At 71.3% G+C, this 23,440-nt stretch carries 18 protein-coding genes, 4 tRNA genes and 1 other RNA gene; 12 read left to right on the forward strand and 11 right to left on the reverse strand.

Going from position 1 to position 23,440, the window contains the following annotated elements; all coding sequences use genetic code 11:
* Nucleotides 1–5: 5 nt before the first annotated feature.
* Together IF78_RS0123815 and IF78_RS0123820 are read right to left on the reverse strand one after the other, a co-directional pair.
* Nucleotides 6–1,625, reverse strand: coding sequence for an alpha/beta hydrolase (locus tag IF78_RS0123815; RefSeq protein ID WP_078662556.1), 1,620 nt, complete (start codon nucleotides 1,623–1,625; stop codon nucleotides 6–8).
* A 312-nt stretch (nucleotides 1,626–1,937) separates the two neighbouring features.
* A complete protein-coding gene (locus tag IF78_RS0123820) occupies nucleotides 1,938–2,732 on the reverse strand; it encodes a polysaccharide deacetylase family protein (RefSeq protein ID WP_031484357.1) in 795 nt (264 codons plus the stop codon).
* Nucleotides 2,733–3,031: 299 nt separating this feature from the next.
* Between IF78_RS0123820 and IF78_RS0123825 the strand changes: the two genes are divergently transcribed.
* The 3 genes from IF78_RS0123825 to gap all read left to right on the forward strand — a co-directional run bounded on the left by IF78_RS0123825 (nucleotide 3,032) and on the right by gap (nucleotide 5,573).
* Complete coding sequence (locus IF78_RS0123825) at nucleotides 3,032–3,412, forward strand: antibiotic biosynthesis monooxygenase family protein (protein WP_031484359.1); 381 nt, start codon at nucleotides 3,032–3,034, stop codon at nucleotides 3,410–3,412.
* A gap of 84 nt (nucleotides 3,413–3,496) precedes the next feature.
* Nucleotides 3,497–4,453: a GlxA family transcriptional regulator gene (locus tag IF78_RS0123830; RefSeq protein ID WP_031484360.1), complete on the forward strand. Its 957-nt coding sequence runs from the start codon at nucleotides 3,497–3,499 to the stop codon at nucleotides 4,451–4,453.
* Nucleotides 4,454–4,574: 121 nt separating this feature from the next.
* Complete coding sequence (gene gap, locus IF78_RS0123835) at nucleotides 4,575–5,573, forward strand: type I glyceraldehyde-3-phosphate dehydrogenase (protein WP_031484362.1); 999 nt, start codon at nucleotides 4,575–4,577, stop codon at nucleotides 5,571–5,573.
* A 191-nt stretch (nucleotides 5,574–5,764) separates the two neighbouring features.
* Here the strand turns inward: gap and IF78_RS0123840 are convergent.
* A tRNA-Ser gene (locus IF78_RS0123840) sits at nucleotides 5,765–5,849 on the reverse strand.
* Nucleotides 5,850–5,922: 73 nt separating this feature from the next.
* Between IF78_RS0123840 and ffs the strand changes: the two genes are divergently transcribed.
* The 6 genes from ffs to IF78_RS0123865 all read left to right on the forward strand — a co-directional run bounded on the left by ffs (nucleotide 5,923) and on the right by IF78_RS0123865 (nucleotide 15,254).
* Nucleotides 5,923–6,019: signal recognition particle sRNA small type (ffs, locus tag IF78_RS45425), an RNA gene on the forward strand.
* A 225-nt stretch (nucleotides 6,020–6,244) separates the two neighbouring features.
* Nucleotides 6,245–8,713, forward strand: a complete 2,469-nt coding sequence (locus tag IF78_RS0123845) for a DNA polymerase III subunit gamma and tau (protein ID WP_031484364.1) — start codon at nucleotides 6,245–6,247, stop codon at nucleotides 8,711–8,713.
* 249 nt (nucleotides 8,714–8,962) lie between these two features.
* Entirely contained in the window at nucleotides 8,963–10,216 is a 1,254-nt protein-coding gene (gene purD, locus IF78_RS0123850; RefSeq protein WP_031484366.1) for a phosphoribosylamine--glycine ligase, read from the forward strand.
* Between the two features lie 409 nt (nucleotides 10,217–10,625).
* On the forward strand, nucleotides 10,626–12,539 hold the full coding sequence (locus tag IF78_RS0123855; RefSeq protein ID WP_031484368.1) for a M48 family metalloprotease: 1,914 nt from the start codon (nucleotides 10,626–10,628) through the stop codon (nucleotides 12,537–12,539).
* Between the two features lie 236 nt (nucleotides 12,540–12,775).
* Nucleotides 12,776–14,269, forward strand: a complete 1,494-nt coding sequence (locus IF78_RS0123860) for a N,N-dimethylformamidase beta subunit family domain-containing protein (RefSeq protein WP_031484370.1) — start codon at nucleotides 12,776–12,778, stop codon at nucleotides 14,267–14,269.
* A gap of 85 nt (nucleotides 14,270–14,354) precedes the next feature.
* A complete protein-coding gene (locus IF78_RS0123865) occupies nucleotides 14,355–15,254 on the forward strand; it encodes a phosphoribosylaminoimidazolesuccinocarboxamide synthase (RefSeq protein ID WP_031484372.1) in 900 nt (299 codons plus the stop codon).
* 74 nt (nucleotides 15,255–15,328) lie between these two features.
* Here the strand turns inward: IF78_RS0123865 and IF78_RS0123870 are convergent.
* The 8 genes from IF78_RS0123870 to IF78_RS0123905 form a co-directional block, all read right to left on the reverse strand.
* Nucleotides 15,329–15,404, reverse strand: a tRNA-Gly gene (locus tag IF78_RS0123870).
* A gap of 23 nt (nucleotides 15,405–15,427) precedes the next feature.
* The gene (locus IF78_RS0123875; protein ID WP_031484373.1) at nucleotides 15,428–16,054 is read right to left on the reverse strand and encodes a response regulator transcription factor; all 627 of its coding nucleotides are present in this window, start codon (nucleotides 16,052–16,054) and stop codon (nucleotides 15,428–15,430) included.
* Nucleotides 16,051–17,283 carry a sensor histidine kinase gene (locus tag IF78_RS0123880; RefSeq protein WP_031484375.1) on the reverse strand — a complete coding sequence of 411 codons (1,233 nt, stop codon included), beginning with the start codon at nucleotides 17,281–17,283 and terminating at the stop codon, nucleotides 16,051–16,053. Before IF78_RS0123880 ends, IF78_RS0123875 begins: the two co-directional genes overlap by 4 nt.
* Before the next feature lie 16 nt (nucleotides 17,284–17,299).
* On the reverse strand, nucleotides 17,300–18,076 hold the full coding sequence (locus IF78_RS0123885) for an ABC transporter permease (protein WP_031484376.1): 777 nt from the start codon (nucleotides 18,074–18,076) through the stop codon (nucleotides 17,300–17,302).
* A complete protein-coding gene (locus IF78_RS0123890; protein ID WP_031484379.1) occupies nucleotides 18,073–19,032 on the reverse strand; it encodes an ABC transporter ATP-binding protein in 960 nt (319 codons plus the stop codon). The genes IF78_RS0123885 and IF78_RS0123890 overlap by 4 nt, the downstream gene beginning before the upstream one ends.
* 127 nt (nucleotides 19,033–19,159) lie before the next feature.
* Nucleotides 19,160–19,232 (reverse strand) — tRNA-Gly (locus tag IF78_RS0123895).
* Between the two features lie 80 nt (nucleotides 19,233–19,312).
* Nucleotides 19,313–19,384 (reverse strand) — tRNA-Gly (locus IF78_RS0123900).
* 132 nt (nucleotides 19,385–19,516) lie between these two features.
* Nucleotides 19,517–19,834, reverse strand: a complete 318-nt coding sequence (locus tag IF78_RS0123905; RefSeq protein ID WP_031484382.1) for a histone-like nucleoid-structuring protein Lsr2 — start codon at nucleotides 19,832–19,834, stop codon at nucleotides 19,517–19,519.
* 280 nt (nucleotides 19,835–20,114) lie between these two features.
* On the opposite strand from IF78_RS0123905, the gene purS reads away from it, so the two are divergent.
* Genes purS through purL form a run of 3 tightly spaced genes read left to right on the forward strand, consistent with a single transcriptional unit; the run spans nucleotide 20,115 to nucleotide 23,334 of the window.
* Nucleotides 20,115–20,378: a phosphoribosylformylglycinamidine synthase subunit PurS gene (gene purS / locus IF78_RS0123910; RefSeq protein WP_031484384.1), complete on the forward strand. Its 264-nt coding sequence runs from the start codon at nucleotides 20,115–20,117 to the stop codon at nucleotides 20,376–20,378.
* Nucleotides 20,375–21,079, forward strand: a complete 705-nt coding sequence (gene purQ, locus IF78_RS0123915; RefSeq protein WP_031484386.1) for a phosphoribosylformylglycinamidine synthase subunit PurQ — start codon at nucleotides 20,375–20,377, stop codon at nucleotides 21,077–21,079. The genes purS and purQ overlap by 4 nt, the downstream gene beginning before the upstream one ends.
* Nucleotides 21,076–23,334, forward strand: coding sequence for a phosphoribosylformylglycinamidine synthase subunit PurL (gene purL, locus IF78_RS0123920; RefSeq protein WP_031484388.1), 2,259 nt, complete (start codon nucleotides 21,076–21,078; stop codon nucleotides 23,332–23,334). Before purQ ends, purL begins: the two co-directional genes overlap by 4 nt.
* Nucleotides 23,335–23,440: the final 106 nt, after the last annotated feature.

Genomic DNA, 23,440 nt, shown 5'->3' on the forward strand with positions numbered 1-23,440 from the left:
CCGGTTCAGAAACCGCCGACCATGCCCGGGATCCCGGGCGGCGTCGGCAGGGGCAGCGGGTCGGCGCTCTCGCGCTCGCCCGCCGCCGGGGCGGCCTGGCAGGTGATGTCCGTCGCCGGCAGCCTGCCGGTGGTCAGGTAGGCAGTGGCCGTCTTGTCCGCGCACGACTTGGAGCCGTAGATGCCGTGTCCGACGCCCCCGGCGACGGTGACCATCTTCGAGCCCTTCATGACCCGGTGCAGGCCCTGGCCACTGGTCAGCGGCGTCTGGGAGTCCCACTCGTTCTGCAGGATCAGCGCGCCGACCTTGTTGTCGACCTTCGTGGCGGCCTCTCCGCCGTTCCTCTTCCAGAACGCACACGGCGTGATGTTGGAGACGAAGTCGCCGTACAGCGGATACCTGCCCTTGTCCCGGATCGCGTCGGCGCGGTACTGCTCGGGATCGCGCGGCCAGTTGCGCGTGTCGGCGCAGACGACGGACCAGAAGCCGGCGGTGCCGTTGTCCGCGGGCACGGCGCGGCCGAACGACGGCGGCACCGGCGTGTGCGTCCCGGACTCCGGGGCGGCGGACCGGGTGCGTCCCGCGGCGGCCTTCTTCAGCTCGACGACCGACTCGGCGGCCTCGCGCACGCTGAAGAACGTGGCACGCAGGCCGGCGCGGATGTCGTCGCCGGTCAGCTTCGTGCCGTCGAGGTCGATCGGCTTGCGGTCGGCCTGGGCGACCAGGTCGTAGAAGGTCTTGCGGACCGCCTCGGGCGTCTCGCCCAGCTTGTACGTGGAGTTGCGCCGGGCGGTCCACTCGGTCCACCGGGTGAAGGCGGGCTCGCTGCCCTCCGCCCAGACCTGGATCATTCCGCGCCAGACCCGGGCCGGGTCGACAGCGCTGTCCAGCACGAAGCGGTCGGTGCGCCGGGGGAACATCTGCGTGTAGACCGCGCCGAGGTAGGTGCCGTACGAGTACCCCAGGTAGGAGAGCTTCTTCTCGCCGAGCACGGCACGGATCACGTCCATGTCCCGGGCGGTGTTGCGGGTCGTGATGTGGCGCAGCTTGTCGCCCTGCCTCGCGTCGCACTTCTCGGCGACGGTCCGCGCCCACTTCACGTCCTTGGCGAACGTCCCGTCCTTGTACGCCCGTTCCCAGTTCTGCTCGCCGTCCGTCAGGCCGCAGCCGACGGGAGAGCTCTGGCCGATGCCTCGCGGGTCGAAGCCGATGAGGTCGTACTTGTTCTTCACGGACTTCGGCAGCTCGCTCGCCAGTTGCTGCGGCAGGTCGACGCCCCCAGCGCCCGGGCCACCCGGGTTGAGCAGGAGCACACCGCGGCGCTCGTTCGGGACGCTCGTCCTCAGCCTCGATATCGCGAGGTCGAGCTTCTTGCCGCCCGGGCGGCTGTAGTCGAGCGGCACCTTGATCGTGGCGCACTGGAAGGCCGCCGGGGTCGAACTGTCACAGCGGTGCCAGGCCGGCCGCTGCTGGAGGTACTGGTTCAGGGGGTTCCCCGCGGCGGATGCCGTGGCCGGTGCGAGCGCGGGGACAAGCGTGGCGACCGTACCGGCCGCCAGAAAAAGGGCTATTCGACTACTGCGCACGTGGGGGAGGTCCTTGTGGTTGGTGCGTATGAGACGCATCAACCCTTTCGCGCACAGCAGTTGAGCGAATCCACCAGGGAGACAGGATTTCTCCGACCGTGGACGGACGGCAGGCGTGCCGGACGGTCCCGAAGTCGCACAACCAGGACCGGCTCCGCGCCGTCTTGCTCAAGTGCTCCCTTTTTCGGCCTCGCTCACGCTTGGCGCCAGGCGCTGAGCAGTTCCTCGGGGCCGTACGCCGCCTGGAGCCCTGAGCAGCTGACGCCGTTACGGGAGACCGCGACGAGCGGTACGGGCTCGTCGGTGATCGCTGCCCGGTGCGTCCGGCCCGCCGAGGCTCCGGCGGTGCGGTCAGCGCACGGGGAAGCCGAAGGTGTAGCCCTGCTCCTTCAGCCACGGCAGGACTTCGCGCAGGGCGGCCACGGTCTGGGAACGGTCGCCGCCGCCGTCGTGGAAGAGGAGCGTCGGGCCGTTGGATATCTCGCCCTTGACGGTGGCGACGATGGCCGCCGTGCCGGCGCGCTCGAAGTCCTTGGAGTCGATGTTCCAGCCGAGCGGGCGCATCCCACGGGACGCGGCGAGGTTGCGGCTGTAGGGGGTGAAGGCACCTCCCGGGGCCCGGTAGTACTGCGGGCGGACACCCCCGGACGCCTTGGTGATCATGCGCTCGGCGTCCAGTATCTGCTGTGACTGGTAGGCCTCCGACTGGCGGTCCATGGTGACGTCGTGCGAAACCGTGTGGTCGCAGAGCCGGTGCCCGGCGGCTACGACGTCCTTGACCAGGTCGGGGTGGGCTTCGGCCTGCGTGCCCACCATGCAGAAGGTGGCCTTCACGCCGTTGTCCCGCAGCACCTGCAGCACCTGCGGTGTGTAGACAGGGTCCGGCCCGTCGTCGATGGTGATGTTGACGCTGCGGGGACCGCCATCGGAAGCGTGCGCGATCTCCGCCGCCACCGGCGCCGCCTTCCGGCCCTGCGCCTGGGGGTTCGGCTCGGACGGAGCCGCCGAGACGCCGGCTTGGCCGGGCCGTCCCTCTCCGGCACCCAGCTGCGTACCCCAGAGCGAGGTCAGAGCGGCCACCGCGGTCACCCCGAGCGCCGCCGCGAGCACCTTGCCGTACCATCCCCGTCCGCCGCTTCGCACCATGTCTTCCGTTCCTTGCCGTCGCTGTGAGGCCTGTGCGTCCGGCAAGAGGGGGGAAAGCGGCCGAGGGATCCGTCTGTTACCGATCACGGACAATTCCGCAGGGATGCCACGACCGGGTGTTCCGCGGCGCTCGTTGGGAGGGTCTGCGAGAACGGCTGCGCAGAGGTCACGGGTCCGGGCTTCGCCGAGCTGGTGGCAACGAATCGGTACCAGCCCTTGCCGCTACGGCCCCACCTGGCCTCCCATCCGGGACGGCCCTACCTTCGCGCGTGCCGTGCCTCACTCAATACGGTGGCGCCATGAGCGATCACGCGGAAGCGCCTGTCGCGCCCGTCGAGGCCTATGAACCCCCCTACTACGTAGCTGTCTTCACCACGGTGCGAACCCAGGACCAGAGCGGCTACAGCGAGACCAACGCACGCATGGAAGACCTGGTGAAGGACATCCCGGGGTTCCTGGGGATGGACCACGCGCAGACTCCTGGCGGGCTGGGCATCACCGTCGGCTACTTCCGCGACGCCGACGCCCTCACGCGGTGGCGGACCGACGCAGAACACCGCGCGGCGCAACAGCGCGGGCGAGCCGAGTGGTACCAGAGCTACACGCTGCACGTGGCGAAAGTTGAGCGGAGCCACGGGTTCACGCGAGCGGAGGACCCGCAGAGCCCGACAGCAGACTGAGCAGCCGAAGCCACCTCGGCGACTCGGTCCGGCCGGCGGTTGGGACGAACGGGCCGGCCCCGCACCCCCTCGTACCCTGTCCCCGTGCCGTCCTCCCGCCTGCATCGCGTCGCCGTCCTTGTGCTCGAGGGTGCGAAGCCGCTCGATGTCGGCATCCCCGCGCAGGTGTTCACGACCCGCGCGAGCATGCCGTACGAGGTGCGGGTGTGCGGGGCGGCACCCGGTCCGGTGACCGGCGCCGACGGCCTGTCGTACTACGTCGCCCACGGCCTCGACGCGCTTGCGTGGGCCGACATCGTCTTCATCCCCGGCTACCGGTTCCCGGACCGCGACGACCCCCCGCAGGCCGTCGTCGACGCGCTGATCGCCGCCCACGCTCGGGGCACGCGGCTCGCCGCCATCTCGACGGGCGCCTTCGCGCTCGCCGCCACGGGCCTGCTGGACGGCAGACGCGCCACGACGCACTGGCATTACTCACGGGCGCTCGCGGCGAAGCATCCGCTCGTCCAGGTCGACGAGAACGTTCTGTTCGTCGACGAGGGCAGCGTGCTGACGTCGGCGGGCGCCGCCTCGGGCATCGACCTGTGCCTGCACATTCTGCGCGGCGACCTCGGGGTGGCCGCGTCGAACCACGCGGCCCGGCGCCTGGTCGCGGCCCCCTACCGCAGCGGCGGTCAGGCGCAGTACGTGCCGCGCAGCGTGCCCGAGCCGCTCGGCGAGCGGTTCGCCGCCACCCGCGAGTGGGCGCTGCGCCGGCTCGGCGAGCCGCTCACCCTTGAGGTGCTCGCCCGGCATGCGGCGGTCTCGCCGCGTACGTTCTCGCGGCGCTTCGTCGAAGACACCGGGTACACGCCGATGCAGTGGGTCATGCGCGCCCGCATCGACGTGGCCCGGGAGCTGCTCGAGCGTTCGCAGCGGAGCGTCGAGCAGATCGCCGCCGAGGTCGGTCTGGGCACCGGTGCGAATCTGCGGCTGCACTTCCAGCGGATCCTCGGCACCACGCCGAGCGAATACCGGCGCACCTTCGCCCAGGGCGAGTAGCCCGCCGCCACCTGGCGCGATCCTTGTGAACCGTGGCGATCACGCCGCTGTCACGAGCGGATGCCGCACGCGACGCTGGTGGCGAACCTGAAGGCATAAAGGGACCGAAGGGACACCACACATGACGCGCATCGCGATCAACGGATTCGGCCGCATCGGACGCAATGTGCTGCGCGCACTGCTCGAACGCGACAGCGCCCTCGAGATCGTCGCCGTAAACGATCTGACGGAGCCCGCCACCCTCGCCCGGCTGCTCGCCTACGACACGACGGCCGGCCGGCTCGGTCGCCCGGTGACCGCCGACGGTGACGCCCTCGTCGTCGACGGCCATCGGATCACGGTGCTGGCCGAGCGCGACCCGGCGCAACTGCCGTGGGCCGACCTCGGCGTCGACATCGTCCTGGAAGCCACCGGCCGCTTCACCTCGGCCAAGGCCGCCCGCGCCCACCTCGACGCCGGCGCGAGGAAGGTGCTCGTCAGCGCCCCGTCGGACGGCGCCGACGTCACACTCGCGTACGGGGTCAACACCGACGCGTACGACCCGGCCGTGCACACGATCGTCTCGAACGCCTCCTGCACGACGAACGCGCTCGCGCCGCTGGCCGTGGTCCTCGACGAACTCGCCGGCATCGAGCACGGCTTCATGACGACGGTGCACGCCTACACGCAGGAGCAGAACCTGCAGGACGGTCCGCACCGCGACGCCCGCCGCGCCCGCGCCGCCGCCGTCAACATCGTGCCGACCACGACGGGCGCCGCCAAGGCGATCGGCCTCGTGCTGCCGAACCTCGACGGCAAGCTCTCGGGCGACTCGATCCGCGTGCCGGTTCCGGTCGGCTCGATCGTCGAACTCAACACGACCGTCGGCCGCGACGTGACCCGCGACGACGTACTGGCGGCGTACCGCGCCGCGGCGGAGGGCCCGCTCGCCGGCATCCTCGAGTACTCGGACGACCCGCTCGTCTCGTCCGACATCACGGGCAACCCGGCCTCGTCCATCTTCGACTCGGCCCTCACCCGCGTCGACGGCCGCCACGTCAAGGTGGTCGCCTGGTACGACAACGAGTGGGGCTTCTCCAACCGAGTGATCGACACACTCGAGCTCCTCGCCACCCGCTGAGGGCAGCGAGGGCGGATGGCCCGCCCCGGCGCCGACTGCTCGCCGGGAGGAGTTACGGACGCGTACGCCTGCCCGTTTGCCGGGATGCCACGAATGCCGCCTTCAAACCCACCCAAGAATGCAGCCGGCCAAGCCGAAGAGTCGGGCCGCGATCGCGACCCGACTCTTCGTTTCGCCTGTTAAGGCGGCTGCGGAGGATACGAGATTCGAACTCGTGAGGGGTTGCCCCCAACACGCTTTCCAAGCGTGCGCCCTAGGCCTCTAGGCGAATCCTCCGCCGGAAACATTACATGACGCTGGAGGGTGCTAGCGAACTCGTTCGGGCGCCCGGCGATCGGGTAGGCTGGGGCTCAGCCCCTCACGCGGCGCTATCTGACTGAACTCCCCCAGGGCCGGAAGGCAGCAAGGGTAGGTTGGCTCTGGCGGGTGCGTGAGGGGTCTTGTGTTTCCCGGACGCCGCCGAGGCCTCCGTGTCTCCCGAGACTGCCGGAGCTGCCGAGTCCCCCGGGCCACATGAGACCGCTGGAGCTGCCGAGCCACTGGAGCTCCCGGAGCCGCCGAACCCCGGCATGGTTTTGTCCTGCGCTCCCGGCTTCCCGGCTTCCTGGCCTCCCGGCCCTCCCCGCTCCGGACGGTCCGCGTTGTCAGTGGGCGCCTATAACCTCGTATGCGTGTCGTCTCTCGCGCTGTACCGCCGCTATCGCCCGGAGTCGTTCGCCGAGGTCATCGGGCAGGAGCATGTAACCGACCCGCTGCAGCAGGCGCTGCGGAACAACCGGGTCAATCACGCGTACCTGTTCAGCGGTCCGCGCGGGTGCGGCAAGACGACCAGCGCACGGATCCTCGCGCGGTGCCTGAACTGCGAGCAGGGGCCCACGCCGACGCCCTGCGGGGAGTGCCAGTCGTGCCGGGACCTCGCCCGCAACGGCCCGGGTTCCATCGACGTCATCGAGATCGACGCGGCCTCGCACGGTGGTGTGGACGACGCCCGTGAGCTGCGCGAGAAGGCCTTCTTCGGACCCGCGAGCAGCCGCTACAAGATCTACATCATCGACGAGGCCCACATGGTCACGTCGGCCGGCTTCAACGCGCTGCTGAAGGTCGTCGAGGAGCCGCCCGAGCACCTGAAGTTCATCTTCGCCACCACCGAGCCCGAGAAGGTCATCGGGACCATCCGGTCGCGGACCCATCATTACCCCTTCCGGCTCGTCCCGCCGGGCACCCTGCGCGACTACCTCGCCGACGTCTGCGGCCGCGAGAACATCCCGGTCGAGGAGGGCGTTCTGCCGCTCGTCGTGCGCGCGGGCCAGGGGTCCGTGCGTGACTCCATGTCCGTCATGGACCAGCTGCTCGCCGGAGCGAGGGAGGAGGGTGTGACGTATGCCATGGCCACCTCCCTGCTCGGGTACACCGACGGTTCGCTGCTCGACTCCGTCGTGGAGGCCTTCGCGACCGGTGACGGAACCGCCGCCTTCGAGGTCGTGGACCGCGTCATCGAGGGGGGCAACGATCCGCGGCGGTTCGTCGCCGACCTGCTGGAGCGGCTGCGGGACCTGGTGATCCTGGCCGCCGTGCCGGACGCCGTCGACAAGGGGCTCATCGATGCCCCGGCCGACGTCCTGGAGCGCATGCAGGCCCAGGCCGGCACCTTCGGCGCGGCCGAACTGAGCCGCGCCGCCGACCTCGTCAACGAGGGGCTGACCGAGATGCGGGGCGCCACCTCGCCCCGGCTCCAGCTGGAGCTGATCTGCGCGCGCGTGCTGCTGCCGGCGGCCTACGGGGACGAGCGTTCCGTAATGGCCCGGCTCGACCGGCTGGAGCGGGGGGGCAACTTCTCCGCCGGCGCCGGCATGCCCGCGATGGGGTACGTGCCCGGTCCGGACGCCCATGGCGGTGCGGCCGCCGTGCCCGTTCCGCCGGGTGGCGGGGCCGCCGCGGCCCGGGCGGCCGTACGGGCTTCGGGGGCGCCCGGAGCGGGGCCGGGTGCCGGTGCTCCGACCGCCGCCGGCACGGGCGGTCCGGGCGGTGGCAGTACGACCCCTGCCGCCCCTGCCGCCCCTGCCGCCGGTGCGGCTCCGGCAGGCCCGGCAGGCCAGGGCGCGCCCATGGGCCGGCCCGCCTCCCCGCCCACTCAGCCTTCCGCACCCGCGGCTCCGGCCGGCACGCCACAGAGCGGCCACCAGCCTCAGCCGCCCCAGACCCAGCCCACCCCGGCACCCGCACCCACCGCCACTCCCACCGCCACTCCCACCCCCGCTCCCGCCGCCGCGGACACCTCGCCGCCCTCGGCCTCCGCCCCCGGCGCCTGGCCCACCGCCGCCCCCGTGGGCAGCGGCCGACGCCCCGGCGGCTGGCCCACTCCCACCCCGGCGGGCGGCGGTGCCCAGCCCCCGGCCCCCCAGAGCGGGACCCCCACGCCCGCGCCCGCACCCCAGCAGGCACCCACGCCCGCTCTCCCCACCGGCGCGGCACCCGCCTACGCCCCTCCGAGCGGCGGCCTGGACCCCCGCATGCTCTGGCCGAACATCCTGGAGGCGGTCAAGAACCGCCGCCGCTTCACCTGGATCCTGCTCAGCCAGAACGCCCAGGTGGCCGGCTTCGACGGCACCACCCTCCAGCTCGGCTTCGTCAACGCCGGAGCGCGCGACAACTTCGCGAGCAGCGGCAGCGAGGACGTCCTGAGGCAGGCGCTGGCCGAGCAGTTCAACGTCCAGTGGAAGATCGAGGCGATCATCGACCCGTCGGGCGGAGGCGCGGCTCCCCCACCGAGTGGCTCCTCCGGCTTCGGCGGGGGCGGAGGCGGTGGCTACGACGGAGGCGGCGCCGGCGGTTACGGCGCGGGCGCCAACAGTGGCTACGGCGGTGGCGGTACGACCGCGCAGCGCCCGGCCCCTCCCCAGCAGTCGACGCCCACGGCACCCACCCCACCCCCGACGGCCTCGGCGACCCCGGCACCGCCCGCTGCCCCCGCCCCGGCAACCCAGCCGTCCGCCGCCCCCGAGCCGCCGACCCACGTCGCCCCCGAGGACGACGTCCCCGAGGACGACGACCCCGACCTCAACGAATCGGCCCTCTCCGGCCACGAGCTGATCGTGCGGGAGCTGGGCGCGACGGTGGTCGAGGAGTTCATGAACGAGTAGGGGGACCGGGAGACGCCCTGGGTGCCGGTGCCGATGCTCTGGGAACCGAGGACCACATCTCAGCGCCGGTCCAGCCATCCCAGCCCGTCGGGCGTTTGAGGACGAGGCCCCTTAAGGGCCGAAGCGGGGGTCTGGGGCGGCAGCCCCAGGCGACGGCAACGACAACGCCGGGCACTTTGGAGGAACGTACAGGTCACCTACCCCCCGGCTCTGAGCAGCCCGCACAAAAACCCCGTTAGGCTGACCCCCGTGAAGGTCCTCGTCATCGGTAACGGCGCCCGCGAACACGCCCTGTGCCGCTCCCTGTCCCTCGACCCTGACGTCACCGCGCTGCACTGCGCCCCCGGCAACGCCGGCATCGCAGAGGTCGCCGAGCTGCACCAGGTCGACGCCCTGGACGGCACGGCCGTATCCGCGCTGGCCACGGAGCTCGGCGCCGACCTCGTGGTCGTAGGGCCGGAGGCGCCCCTCGTCGCCGGGGTCGCCGATGCCGTGCGCGAGGCGGGCATCCCGGTCTTCGGGCCCTCCGGGGAGGCCGCGCAGATCGAGGGCTCCAAGGCGTTCGCGAAGGACGTGATGGCGGCGGCCGGCGTCCCGACGGCCCGCTCCTACGTCTGCACGACCCCCGAAGAGGTCGACGAGGCCCTCGACGCCTTCGGCGCCCCGTACGTCGTCAAGGACGACGGCCTCGCCGCCGGCAAGGGCGTCGTCGTGACCGCCGACCTCGAGGCGGCCCGGGCGCACGCCAACTCCTGCGAGCGCGTCGTCATCGAGGAGTACCTCGACGGCCCCGAGGTCTCCCTCTTCGCCATCACCGACGGCGAGACGGTCGTCCCGCTCCAGCCCGCCCAGGACTTCAAGCGCGCACTCGACGGCGACGAGGGCCCGAACACCGGCGGCATGGGCGCGTACTCCCCGCTGCCGTGGGCGGACCCGAAGCTGGTCGCGGAAGTCATGGAGACGGTCCTCCAGCCGACCGTCGACGAGATGCGCCGCCGCGGCACCCCCTTCTCCGGCCTGCTGTACGCCGGTCTCGCGATCACTTCGCGCGGCGTCCGGGTCATCGAGTTCAACGCCCGCTTCGGCGACCCCGAGACGCAGGTCGTCCTGGCCCGCCTGAAGACCCCGCTGGCCGGCGTCCTGCTGGCCGCCGCCAAGGGCGACCTCGCCGACCTGCCGCCCCTGCGCTGGAGCGACGACGCCGCGGTCACCGTGGTCGTCGCCTCGCACAACTACCCCGGCACCCCGCGCACCGGCGACCCGATCACCGGCCTCGACGAGGTTGCCGCCGAGGACGCCCCGCACGCCTACGTCCTGCACGCGGGCACCAAGCGCGACGGCGACGCGATCGTGAGCGCCGGCGGCCGCGTCCTGTCCGTCACGGCGACCGGCAAGGACCTCGGCAAGGCCCGCGACCGCGCCTACACCGCCGTGGCCCGCATCAAGCTCGACGGCTCCCAGTACCGCACGGACATCGCGGCGAAGGCGGCGGAAGGCGCATAACCGACGGCGTACTGCCGCCGCTCGCGCTCCCTTCCATGCCCCGGGCGCTCCCCGGAAATCCCGCCCTCGATAAACCCCGCAGGCCCTGAATCCGTCTCAGGATTCGGGGCCTGATCCATGCCGGGCTCCCAGCCGGGCAACCGGCCGGGCAACCGGCCGGGATTCCTCCGGAGATCAGGGGCCTGATCCTCGCTGTCCGTCATCCACCTCTCCCCAAAGCCATTCCATCGAGTGACCGATGCCCCATCCGGCTGACGTGGGTCGAAGCCCCAACTAGGGTGCGGCGCAAGCGTTCCGGCACTTGGCCCACCGGCATTGCGATGTCAGTGGCGGGTGCCACAGTGGGGGAGTGAGCAAAGCCAGGACAGTTCGGACAGCCAGGGCAGCGCGGAGGGGGTGAGGTCCGGCCGTGACCGGTATGGGTGTGGAGGTGGGTGCGCAGGCAGCGCGTGCCCGTGCCCTCGCCGTGCTGCGCATCCGCAGCCGTGCGCTCGCCGTGGCCCTGCTGCCCGCGGCGGTCGCCGTGGTGCTGCTCGTCGGCGCCTCCACCGGCCACTTCGTCGGCCCGGGCTGGCACGCCTTCCGCTGGGTGGTGACCCCCGTCGCCGTCCTCGTCCTGCTCGCCGCCGCCGGCATCGCCCTGGTCGTCGCCCGCGCCCGCCCCGCCGTCAGCCCGACGGTCCCGATAGCCGAGGAACACGCCCCGGACCTGTACCGGATGGTCCGCGACCTCGCCGACCGCCTCGACGTCCCCGCCCCGTCCGCGATAGCGCTCACCCCGGACTGCGACAGCTGGCTGGAGGACCGCACCCACCCGTCCCACGGCCCGCCGCCGACCGAGGGACGCCACGACGACGGGCTGAACGGCCTGCACGGTGGAAGCCCGCGCGGCACCCACCGCCGTACGCCCGCCGCCCCCGTCCTCGTCATCGGCTCCCCGTTCCTGTGGTGGATGCGCGTCGGCGAACTGCGTGCGGTCCTCGCCCCGGTCGTCGCCGGTACGGGGCCCTCGGCCCACCCGGACATAGCCCAGGCCCGGCGCTTCGTCCAGGGCCTGGACGCCGCCGTCGCCGTCGCCTCGACACGCGGCCGCTGCCCCGGGTCGCGGGCGGTGTGCGCGGGCATCGGCTGGGTCGCGCGACTGCTGCTGCGCAGTTGCCGGGACCATGCGGCGGAGATGGAGCGGGGGGTGGCCACCGCGGCCGCCGAGCGTGCACAGGCTGTGGATTACGGACTGCGGATCGTCGCCCAGGAACAGGTCGGGCTGGCGTACGCGGGCTGGGACCGGCTGCTCACCCGGGTCGCGCTGCCCGCCTGGCGCATGGGCCGCTGGCCGTCCCGGCTGGACGCGGGCGTCGTCGCGGCGCTCACCGAGCTGTCCCGCCGGGACCGTCTGGCCGAGGGCTTCGCCTCCCGGCTGGGCGAGCGACCCGCCTGTGACCTGCTCGAAGAGCCCGGCGTGGTCGACGAGGCAGCCTCCCTCCTGGCCGCCCGCCTCTTCCACGGCGGCCCCGCCGAGCCCGGCCCGGACTGGTCCCCGGTGGACTGGCACGAGTACCCGGAGGAGGTCGTGGACCGCAAATGGCGAACCGACGCGGCCCGCCTCCACCGTGTCCTCGACGCCCTCGGCGTTCGCCGTACCCCTGACGGCCCACCCCCGGAGACGGACGGTCCGACCCTGTCCCGAGTCCTGGACCACCTCTCATCCCCACCGGCCACAGGCCCCGGTCCCTCCGCCGCCGGCGCCCCCATCCAGCCATCAGAACTCGCCCAGCCCTCAGAACCCCTACAGCCGTCAGAACCCGTCCAGCTCTCAGAATCCGTCGAGGCCCCCAACTCCCCCCGGCCCCCAAAGGCGCCAAAGCCCCCAAAGGCCCCCTACGAGTCCATGGCCGAAGATCTCTCCCCCGAGGACGAGGACCAGGAGACCGAACGAAGCTCCGCCCTCGCCGCCGGCCTGACCGCCGAACTGGCCCGCGAGGAGGCCGCGACCCCGGCGGAGCAGCAGACGTCCCCCGCCTCCGGCACGACTCTCCTGGACACCGGCGCGCTCCCCGTGTTCCCGCTCCAACCACCCCGCACCGCCCGTGAGTTGCTCACCGACCACGTGACGGCGATGGTGTGCTGCGCCGCGATGGACACCGCCGGTGCGACCCCCGGCCTGGACTGGCTCGACGGCCCCACGCTCCTCATCGACGGCGAGCGAGCGGCCGACCTGACCCCGAGGGTCCTCAGCCTCATCGAGGACGGCGACCCGGCGCCCCTGCGCGCCTGGCTGGTGGAGTCGGGGATACGACCGGAGAAGCCGGTCCGCCTGGTCTGACGCTCGTACCAGGTCGGAGCCCCCGGTTCCACTTTCGGCCAATTCGCAACGAATAGTGACAGGATGCGTGCGTAATGTGATGTGCTGGGATCGATAGCGCATATGGCAAGGGCTTACGACATACGACAGGCACAGAAACGCCCACGCCAGGCGACAGGAACCGCAAGCGCAGAACCGCCCGCATCACACACAACACTCAGGGCGGCACCACGGGGGCACGAGGGAGGGGTTCGGCCATGGGATCCGAGCAGATCCGCCGCTGGGAGTCGGGAGCCCTCGCGCACGCCGTGACGGACCCCTTCGGACAGGGCCCCGTCCCCTGGCTGCGCGGCAATGTGACGTACTTCGACGACACCGGTCAGGTCGTCCCCTGGTACGTCGACGGCCAGGCCCACCCCCCGACGGCGGGCACCCCCAGGGTCCCCGGCCCGCGCACCGCCGGAGGCCCCCGCTCCGCCGACGACGTGCACCGCCAGATCAAGGGCTTCACCTCCACCGGCGCGGTCGCCCCCGGCGAGGCCGTCGACTTCCACATCACCGTCGACCCGCCGCAGGAGTTCAGCGTCGACATCTACCGCATCGGCCACTACGGCGGTGACGGCGCCGCCAAGATCACCACCAGCCCCCGCCTGTCGGGCATCGTCCAGCCCCCGCCGCTCACCGCCGACCGCACGGTCTCCTGCCACCACTGGTGGCTGTCCTGGCGCCTGCAGGTCCCGAGCTTCTGGAGCATCGGCGCGTACGTGGCCGTCCTCACCACCGCCGACGGCTACCGCTCCCACATCCCCTTCACCGTCCGCGACAAGCACCCCGCCGACCTGCTCCTGCTCCTCCCCGACGTCACCTGGCAGGCCTACAACCTCTACCCGGAGGACGGCCGCACCGGCGCCAGCCTCTACCACGCCTGGGACGAGGACGGCCGGCTGCTCGGCGAGGCCGACGCCGCCACGACCGTCTCCTTCGACCGCCCGTACGCGGGCGCGGGCCTGCCCCTGCACGTCGGCCACGCCTACGACTTCATCCGCTGGGCCGAGCGCTACGGCTACGACATCGCCTACGCCGACGCCCGCGACCTGCACGGCGGCCACGTCGACCCCACCCGCTACCGCGGCCTGGTCTTCCCCGGCCACGACGAGTACTGGTCGGCCAACATGCGCCGCACGATCGAGCTCGCCCGCGAGAACGGCACGTCCCTGGTCTTCCTCTCCGCCAACTCCATGTACTGGCAGGTCGAGTTGGGGCCCTCCCCGTCCGGCGTCCCCGACCGCCTGATGACCTGCCGCAAGCGCCAGGGCCCCGGCCGCCCGGTGCTCTGGCGGGAGATCGACCGCCCCGAGCAGGAGGTGATCGGCATCCAGTACGCGGGCCAGGTCCCCGAGCCCCACCCCCTGATCGTCCGCAACGCCGACCACTGGCTGTGGGAGGCGACCGGCGCCCACGAGGGCGACGAGATCGCGGGCCTGGTCGCGGGTGAGGCCGACCGCTACTTCCCGCGCACCCCGCTGCCCGAGCACGAGGAGCGCATCCTGCTCGCGCACTCCCCGTACACCGACAAGGAGGGCATCCTCCGCCACCAGGAGACGTCCCTCTACCGCGCCCCCTCCGGCGCCCTGGTCTTCGCATCCGGAACGTTCGCCTGGTCCCCGGCGCTGGACCGCCCGGGCCACGTCGACGCCCGTGTCCAGCGCGCCACCGCCAACCTGCTGGACCGCATCTGCAAACGTGACTGAGCCCTGCTGAAACCACCCCCGTCCAGGACCGATCTCCGTCATACGGGAGAATCGAGCCACTTGGACATAACCATGGGGAGGAACCGTGTCCGGATTCGTAGAAAAGCCCGAGCCGATCCAGGTTCCGGGCTTGGTACACCTGCACACCGGCAAGGTGCGCGAGCTGTACCAGAACGAGGCGGGCGACCTCGTGATGGTCGCCAGCGACCGCATGTCCGCCTACGACTGGGTGCTCCCCACCGAGATCCCGGACAAGGGCCGCATCCTCACCCAGCTCTCCCTGTGGTGGTTCGACCAGCTCGCCGACCTGGTCCCCAACCACGTGCTGAGCACCGAGGTGCCCGCCGGCGCCCCCGCCGACTGGGCGGGACGCACCCTCGTCTGCAAGTCGCTGCAGATGGTCCCGGTCGAGGCCGTGGCCCGCGGCTACCTCACCGGCTCCGGCCTGATCGAGTACAACGAGTCCCGCACCGTCTGCGGCCTCGCCCTCCCCGAGGGCCTGGTCGACGGCAGCGAACTCCCCGCCCCGATCTTCACGCCAGCCACCAAGGCGGCCGTCGGCGAGCACGACGAGAACGTCTCCTACGAGGAGGTCGCCCGCCAGGTCGGCGCCGACACCGCGGCCCGGCTGCGCCAGGCCACCCTCGCCGTCTACTCCCGCGGCCGGGAGATCGCCCGCGACCGCGGCATCATCCTCGCCGACACCAAGTTCGAGTTCGGCTTCGAGGGGGAGAGCCTGGTCATCGCCGACGAGGTCCTCACCCCGGACTCCTCCCGCTTCTGGCCGGCCGACCAGTGGCAGCCGGGCCGCGCGCAGCCGTCGTACGACAAGCAGTTCGTCCGCGACTGGCTGACCTCGCCGGAGTCCGGCTGGGACAGGAAGAGCGAGCAGCCCCCGCCGCCGTTGCCGCAGGAGGTCGTGGAGGCGACGCGGGCGAAGTACGTGGAGGCGTACCAGCGCCTGACCGGCACCAGCTGGTCGTAGCGCGAAAGCCCCCGGCGACGACGAAGGGCCGGGGGCAACGCGAAAGCCCCCGGCCGGAACCGGGGGCTTTGCACTGGAGCGGACGACGAGGCTCGAACTCGCGACCTCAACCTTGGCAAGGTTGCGCTCTACCAACTGAGCTACGTCCGCACTGCGCCGTGGCGCGAGAGCAACTATACCCAACCTCGCTCGCGTGCGAGACGCACCGCCGCGTGCCGGTTCTCCGCCCCGAGTTTCGAGACGGCGGACGACAGATAGTTCCGCACGGTCCCCTGCGACAGCGCGGCCCGCTCCGCGATCTCCGCGACGGGCGCCCCGTCGGCGGCCAGCTCCAGCACCTCGGCCTCCCGCGCGGTCAGCGGCGAGTCCCCGGCGGCGATGGCGTCGGCGGCCAACTCCGGGTCGACATAACGGTTTCCGGCGTGCACGGTACGGATGATCTCCGCGAGCCGCTGCGCGCTGACGGTCTTCGGGACGAACCCGCGCACACCCGCCGCAAGGGCCCGCTTCAGATGACCGGGCCGTCCGTGACTGGTCACGATCAACACCTTGCAGCCGGGCAGTTCGGCGCGCAGGGATGTGGCGACCTTCACACCGTCCGCCCCTGGCATCTGAAGATCCAGTACGGCGACGTCCGGTTCGTGCGCCCGCGCCATCGCCAGCGCCTCCGGTCCGCTCGCCGCTTCGGCGACGATCAAGAGGTCGTCCTCCAGGGAGAGCAGTGTGGCGAGCGCACCCCGGATCAGATGCTCGTCGTCGGCGAGCAGCAGCCGTACGGCCCCGGTGGTCCGGTCGGTCATACGGCGACCTCCCGCACGTCCGATGCGGCCCCCGTCAGTGGCACCTCCGCCACCAGCCGGAACACCCCTTCCCCGACGCGACCGGCCTCCAGCGTGCCGTCCACCGCGGCCAGCCGCTCCCGCAGCCCGGCGAGCCCGGAGCCGCCACCTCCGTCGGAGGCTCCCGCGGCCCCGTCGTTCTCCACCGTCAACACCACACGCCCCTCTGACACCCGCACTCCCACCGCGCACCGCCCGGCATCCCCGTGCCGCAGCACATTGGTGGCCGCCTCCCGCACCACCCACGCCAGCGCCGACTGCACCTCGGCAGGCAGCCCGGCCGCCTCCCCGGTCACCTCGCAGTCGATCCCGGCGGCCGTCAACACCCCCTGCGCACCGGCGAGTTCGACCCCAAGTTCGGCCTCCCGATACCCCCGTACGACGTCCCGCACCTCGCGCTGCGACTCCTGCGCGATCCGCTGCACCTCGATCATCTGCTCCACGGCCTCGGGCCGCCCGCGCCGAGCGAGCTGCACGGCGAGCTCGCTCTTGAGGGCGATGACCGCCAGGTTCCGCCCCATCACGTCGTGCAGATCCCGCCCGAACCGCAGCCGCTCCTCGGCGACGGCGAGCCGGGCGCGGGTCTCGCGGGCCTCGTGGAGTTCGTAGACGGCCCTGAGCAGCCAGACCGAGAAGACGGCCGTGAAGGCGAGGAACCCACAGCCGAGCAGCAGGATCGGCGTGACGACCAGCGCGGCGAGGGGGGACCCGGTCATCGCGAGCACGATGAGCCCCGCACCCGCTGCGGAACCCGCCACGAGGCCGTACACCCGCCTGCGCCCCCGCACACCGAGCGCCATGATGCCCACGCCGAAGACCGCGGCGACGCCGAAGACGCTGCCCGCCGCGGAGTCGACGCCGTCACCCTTCGGGCCGTACTCGGCGACCGCGGAGGCGGTGGCGACGACGACCGCGGTGGCGGCGCCGAGCGTCCACAGCAGCCGTACGGGCTGCTCACGCCGACCGCACACCCAGTCCACCGACCGCGACACGGTCAGGGCGCAGATCGCCGCGTGGGCCGCCATCAGGAGCATCAGCCAGGCACCCAGCCCACTCCTGATCTCGGCGGCGACCGGCATCACGGCCCCCACGACCTCCGACACCGCGAAGAAGTGGAACGACCCCCGCGTATACGTCTCCACCTTCGCCGGAGTGCTCTTCCCCCGCCACCACGTGCCCGGCCCGCGCATACCCCGTCCCCCTGCCTCAGTGCCGCGGCTCCCAACGGAACCACCGTCGTACAGCCAACACGCCCAGGACCGTCCAGGCCAGCCCGGTCACCACGGGCCCGATCACCTCGTACGCCGACAGCTCGCCGGTCCAGCCACCCCGCAGCAGGGTGATCACCGGGGTCAGCGGCAGCAGTTCGCACACCGACGCCACCCGGTCCGGCAGCATCTCCAGGGGGACGAACATCCCGGAGGAGATCATGGAGAGGAAGGTCACGGGCAGTGTCGTGACCTGCGCGCTCTCGACGGTGCGGGTGAAGGAGGCCGTCACCGCGGCGAGCGCCGCGCACAGCACCAGACCCAACACCAGGCCGAGCACGGCGAGATGGGGAGCGCGGGGCGCGCCGACGTCGAGCAGGACGGCGCAGCCGACCGCCAGCACCAGGCACTGCGCGAGGCCCGTGGCCACGGCCGGCAGCGCGGCCCCGGCGAGGATCTCCCTGTCCCGCAGCTCGCCGGTGCGCAGCCGTTTGAGGACGAGCTCTTCGCGCCGGCCGGTGTAGACGGCGACGAGCGTCGAGTACACCGCGAAGAGCAGCGAGAAGCCGATCGAGGCGGGCAGGACGACCGTGCCGAGCGTGAGGCCCGCCTCGGCCAGATCCATCCCCTTCGCCGCCTGCTGGACACTGAAGGGCAGCAACAGCGGCACGAACAGCGCCGCGAACAGCGTGCCCTTGCTGCGTCCGAGCAAGGTCAGCTCGGCCCGGGCCAAGGCCGTCATGCGCCCCACGGGGGTGGTCGTCGCCGTACTCATGCCGCGTACTCCTTCGTCTCGGCGGCTTCCGCCGCCTCCCGCGCGATCCCCAGGAACGCCTCCTCCAACGACGCCGACCGCACATCCAGCCGGCGCAGTTCCACCCCGGCCGCGTCGGCCCACACCAGCAGCCGGGTCGCGGTCCGCTGCAGCTCGCGGGTCCGCAGCCGTACGACACGTCCGTCGACCTCGTGCTCGCACACGCCCATGGCGTCGAGGGGCGGCAGATCTCCCATGAACCAGCCGTCGGGCAGCTCGAAGGTGATCCGCGAGGGCTGGGCCGCCGTCACCTCGGCCGGTGTGCCGGCCGCCGCGATGCGCCCCTCGTGCAGGATCGCGAGCCGGTCGGCGAGATTCTCGGCCTCTTCCAGGTAGTGCGTGGTCAGCAGCACGGTCGTACCGGCGTCCCGCAGCTCCCGCACCAACTCCCAGGTGTCCCGGCGCCCTTCGGCGTCGAGGCCGGTCGTCGGCTCGTCCAGGAACAGCACCTCGGGCCTGCCGAGCAGCGCGAGCGCCAGGTCCAGCCGCCGCCGTTCACCGCCGGACAGCTGCTTCACCCGCACCTTGGCCCGCCGCCCGAGCCCGACCAGCTCCAGCGCCTCCGCCTCGGGCATGGCCCCGCTCACGCACCCCGCCCACATCCGCGCGGTCTCGGCGACGGTCAGCTCGGAGGGAAACCCGCCCTCCTGCAGCATCACCCCGGTCCGGGGCCGTACGACGTCCCGCTCGGCGTAGGGGTCGTGCCCGAGCACCCGCACGTTTCCCCCGGCGGGCCGGGCGAGCCCCTCCAGCAGCTCGACGGTGGACGTCTTGCCCGCGCCGTTGGTGCCGAGCAGCGCGAAGACCTCGCCGCGGTCCACGGAGAACGAGATTCCGCGCACCGCCTCGAACCCGCCCCCGTACACACGCCGCAGGTCGGTGACCTCAATCACGTGTTCGTGTTCGTTGGTGTTCATGACACCAGCGTCCCGGCGATCCGACGTCCGCAGCAGTGCGCGCTGTCACGGCTCGGCATGACAAATGTCAGACGGACGCGCGGGCACATGAAAAACCCCGGTCCACTGGACCGGGGTTTCTATCAAGAGCGGACGACGAGGCTCGAACTCGCGACCTCAACCTTGGCAAGGTTGCGCTCTACCAACTGAGCTACGTCCGCATTGCCTCCGATCGGCTCTCACCGATCGGCGCGAGCACCAGCCTACCTGATCCACAACAGCGGTTGGTACGGCGGTACAGAGCGGGTGACAGGAATTGCACACTGCGCCTTCCCCCTGGAAGGGGGATGTTCTGCTACTGAACTACACCCGCAAGCTCCCGAGCTGGGCTTTTCTGCCCCGCCCGGCGGCGTGTCCCAGACATTAGCTGATCGGCAGGGGGGTAGCGCAAGTCGGTTGACGCCAGGGCCCGCTGACAGGCCCTGAGCCACACCGTCGGCCGGCGTCACTGCGCCGCGCTGAACGCCTCGTAGACCTTCTTGGGGATCCGGCCGCGGGCCGGCACCTCCATCTTGTTGGCCTGCGCCCAGGCGCGCACGGCCGCCGGGTCCGGGGCGACCTCGGTCTGCTTGTACGCCTTGCCTGACTTCGACCGCTTGCGACCGGCCTCCACGTACGGCGCGAGCGCCTTACGCAGTTTCTCGGCATTGGCTTCATTCAGGTCGATCTCGTACGACTTGCCGTCGAGTCCGAAGGCGATCGTTTCCGCCGCTTCCGAGCCGTCGATGTCGTCAAAGAGCGTGACCACGACCTTCTGCGCCACGAATATCGGTCCCTTCGTACGGCACGGTGACAATTCATTTGTACAGTGCCAGACAATGCGATGTGAAGTTCGACTAAATCCCTTCCGCGTGTCCGAGCGCAATAGGTACCGGGTGTCGATCCGGGATCTTTTCCGGAACTTTTCACCGACCGGCTGTCTTCGGTCGGGCCGTGATGGCCGTCACGTAGATTCCTACAAGTCGACGCGCGTAGAAATTTTGTGCAGGTAGTCTGAAACCACCTGCAGGAACCTGCTCAGCACCACACCACCGGGAGTGCACGTGGCACGCGTCGTAGTCGACGTCATGCTCAAGCCGGAGATCCTCGACCCCCAGGGCCAGGCGGTGCAGCGCGCACTGCCGCGGCTGGGTTTCGAAGGCATCTCGGACGTACGTCAGGGAAAGCGATTCGAACTGGAAGTTGACGGGCCGGTCGACGAGGCCATGCTCGCCCGCATCCACGAGCTTGCGGAATCCTTCCTCGCCAACACCGTGATCGAGGACTTCACCGTCCGGATCGAGGAAGTCGCGGAGGCCGCGAAGTGACCGCTCGTATTGGCGTCGTCACTTTCCCGGGTTCTCTCGACGACCGGGACACGCAGCGTGCGGTGCGCCTCGCGGGTGCCGAACCGGTTGCCCTGTGGCACAAGGACAAGGACCTCAAGCAGGTCGACGCCGTGGTGCTGTGCGGCGGTTTCTCGTACGGCGACTATCTGCGTGCCGGGGCCATCGCCCGCTTCTCGCCGGTGATGGACACGGTCATCGAGCAGGCGAAGGCCGGCCTGCCGGTCCTCGGCATCTGCAACGGCTTCCAGATCCTGACCGAGGCCCACCTCCTCCCGGGCGGGATGCTCGGCAACGACCATCTGCACTTCATCTGCCGCGACCAGAAGCTGCGGGTGGAGAACGCCGAAACCGCCTGGACCAGCGACTACGAGAGCGGGCAGGAGATCCACATCCCGCTCAAGAACATGGACGGCCGTTACGTCGCCGACCAGTACACGCTGGACAAGCTGGAGGCCGAGGGCCTGGTCGCGTTCCGGTATCTCGCCCGCGGCGACGCCGCTGATGGATACGGCAACCCGAACGGCTCGCTCAACGACATCGCCGGCATCACCAACGAGGCCGGCAACGTCGTAGGCCTCATGCCGCACCCGGAGCACGCCGTCGAGCCCCTCATCGGGTCGGGCCGCACCGACGGCCTCCCGTTCTTCACCTCGATCCTCAAGAAGCTGGTCAACGCATGAGCCGGACGCCTCTGGACACGGTCGAGCACGCGGCCGCGACCCCCGACGTCGAGCTGCCCTGGGCCGAACTCGGCCTGAAGAAGGACGAGTACGAGCGGATCGTCGAGATCCTGGGCCGCCGCCCGACCGGCGCCGAGCTCGCCATGTACTCGGTCATGTGGTCCGAGCACTGCTCGTACAAGTCCTCCAAGGTCCACCTCCGCCAGTTCGGCGAGAAGGCCCCGCAGAGCGACGCGCTGCTGGTGGGCATCGGTGAGAACGCGGGCGTGGTCGACGTGGGCCAGGGTTACGCGGTCACCTTCAAGGTCGAGTCGCACAACCACCCCTCCTACGTCGAGCCCTACCAGGGCGCCGCGACCGGCGTCGGTGGCATCGTGCGCGACATCATCGCGATGGGTGCGCGCCCGGTCGCCGTCGTGGACCCGCTGCGTTTCGGCGCGCCGGACCACCCGGACACCAAGCGCGTCCTGCCCGGCGTGGTCGCCGGCATCGGCGGCTACGGCAACTGCCTGGGCCTGCCGAACATCGGCGGCGAGGTCGTCTTCGACGCCTGCTACCAGGGAAACCCGCTGGTCAACGCCGGTGCCATCGGTGTGATGCGGCACGAGGACATCCACCTCGCGAAGGCGTCCGGTGCGGGCAACAAGGTCGTCCTGTACGGGGCCCGCACGGGCGGCGACGGCATCGGCGGCGCCTCCATCCTGGCCTCCGAGACCTTCGACGACGCCAAGCCCTCCAAGCGCCCGGCCGTCCAGGTCGGTGACCCCTTCCAGGAGAAGCTCCTCATCGAGTGCACCCTGGAGGCGTTCGAGGAGAAGCTGGTCGTCGGCATCCAGGACCTCGGCGCGGCGGGCCTGTCCTGCGCCACCTCGGAGCTCGCCTCCAACGGCTCCGGCGGCATGCGCGTGACCCTCGACGACGTACCCCTGCGCGACTCGACGCTCTCTCCCGAGGAAATCCTCATGAGCGAGTCGCAGGAACGGATGTGCGCGGTCGTCGAGCCGGAGAAGGTCGACCGCTTCCTGGAGATCTGCGAGAAGTGGGACGTCATCGCCACCGTCATCGGTGAGGTCACCGACGGCGACCGCCTCGAGATCTACTGGCACGGCGGCAAGATCGTCGACGTCGACCCGCGGACCGTGGCGCACGAGGGCCCGGTCTACGAGCGCCCGTACGCCCGCCCGTCCTGGCAGGACGAGCTCCAGGCCGACGACGCGAACAAGCTGCCCCGGCCGGAGACGAGCGAGGAGCTCAAGGACCAGGTCCTGAAGCTGGTGGCATCCCCGAACCAGGCCTCCAAGAAGTGGATCACCTCTCAGTACGACCACTTCGTGCAGGGCAACACCGTCCTCGCCCAGCCGGAGGACTCCGGCATGATCCGCATCGACGAGGAGACCGGCCTCGGCGTCGCCATCGCGACGGACGGCAACGGCCGGTACGCCAAGCTGGACCCGTACGCGGGCGCCCAGCTGGCCCTCGCCGAGGCCTACCGCAACGTGGCGACGACCGGCGCCAAGCCGCTCGCCGTGTCCGACTGCCTGAACTTCGGCTCGCCCGAGGACCCGGCGGTGATGTGGCAGTTCGCGGAGGCCATCCGCGGACTGGCGGACGCCTGCCAGCAGCTGGGCACCCCGGTGACCGGCGGCAACGTCTCGCTCTACAACCAGACGGGCGAGGTGGCCATCCACCCGACCCCGGTGGTCGCGGTCCTCGGTGTCATCGACGACGTGGCCCGGCGCACCCCGGTCGCCTTCCAGGAGGAGGGCCAGCTGCTCTACCTCCTCGGCGACACGCGTGCGGAGTTCGGCGGTTCGGCCTGGTCGCAGGTGGTCCACGACCACCTGGGCGGCCTGCCCCCGGCCGTGGACCTGGAGCGCGAGCGCCTGCTCGCCGAGATCCTGATCTCCGCCTCCCGCGACGGCATGATCGACTCCGCGCACGACCTGTCCGACGGCGGCCTGATCCAGGCGGTCGTGGAGTCGGCGCTGCTCGGCGGCAAGGGCGCGCGTCTGGTCGTACCGGACGGGCTCGACGCCTTCACCTTCCTCTTCTCCGAGTCGGCGGGCCGCGCGGTCGTCGCCGTGCCGCGCTCCGAGGAGGTCCGCTTCAACGACATGTGCGGTGCGCGGGGCCTGCCGGTCACCCGCATCGGTGTCGTCGACGGAGACTCGGTGGAGCTGCAGGGCGAGTTCACGCTCTCCCTGGATGAGCTGCGCGAGGCGCACGAGGCGACGATTCCGGCGCTGCTGGCGTAAGTGGTCGTACGACAACGGAGGTCCCGCCCGGCACAGGGCGGGACCTCCGTTCGTGTCCGGGGGGTGTGCGGCTGTGGCGGGCGCACTCCGGCGCCGACGGGACAGT

This window comes from Streptomyces bicolor (assembly GCF_000719285.1).
In the GTDB taxonomy this organism is placed as follows: domain Bacteria; phylum Actinomycetota; class Actinomycetes; order Streptomycetales; family Streptomycetaceae; genus Streptomyces; species Streptomyces bicolor.